Origin of the sequence: Streptomyces hesseae (assembly GCF_031845785.1) — a bacterium.
Taxonomy (GTDB): domain Bacteria; phylum Actinomycetota; class Actinomycetes; order Streptomycetales; family Streptomycetaceae; genus Streptomyces; species Streptomyces hesseae.
The window spans coordinates 1-741 of sequence record NZ_JAVRFI010000059.1 but is presented as its reverse complement, the minus strand read 5'-3'; the positions used below and the strand labels follow the sequence as shown (position 1 = coordinate 741).

At 56.3% G+C, this 741-nt stretch carries 1 rRNA gene; it reads right to left on the bottom strand.

Annotated features, from left to right (window positions below):
* Nucleotides 1-741, bottom strand: a 23S ribosomal RNA gene (locus tag RM609_RS34175); the annotation flags it as partial.

The window sequence follows — 741 nt, the reverse complement described above, 5'->3', positions numbered from 1 at the left end:
AGTTCCTTAACCATAGTTCACCCGAACGCCTCGGTATTCTCTACCTGACTACCTGAGTCGGTTTAGGGTACGGGCCGCCATGAAACTCGCTAGAGGCTTTTCTCGACAGCATAGGATCATCCACTTCGCCACAATCGGCTCGGCATCAGGTCTCAGCCTTAACGTGTGACGGATTTGCCTATCACACGGCCTACACCCTTACCCCGGGACTACCACCGCCCGGGCTGGACTACCTTCCTGCGTCACCCCATCGCTTACCTACTACAAGTCTGGTCCGTCGGCTCCACCACTTCCCTTTCCCCGAAGGGTCCAGGACGGCTTCACGGACTTAGCATCGCCTGATTCGATATTGGGCGTTTCAAAGCGGGTACCGGAATATCAACCGGTTGTCCATCGACTACGCCTGTCGGCCTCGCCTTAGGTCCCGACTTACCCTGGGCAGATCAGCTTGACCCAGGAACCCTTAGTCAATCGGCGCACACGTTTCTCACGTGTGTATCGCTACTCATGCCTGCATTCTCACTCGTGAACCGTCCACAACTCGTTTCCACGGCTGCTTCACCCGGCACACGACGCTCCCCTACCCATCCACACGGTCGTTGGACCTATTGTATGAATGACACGACTTCGGCGGTACGCTTGAGCCCCGCTACATTGTCGGCGCGGAATCACTTGACCAGTGAGCTATTACGCACTCTTTCAAGGGTGGCTGCTTCTAAGCCAACCTCCTGGTTGTCTCTG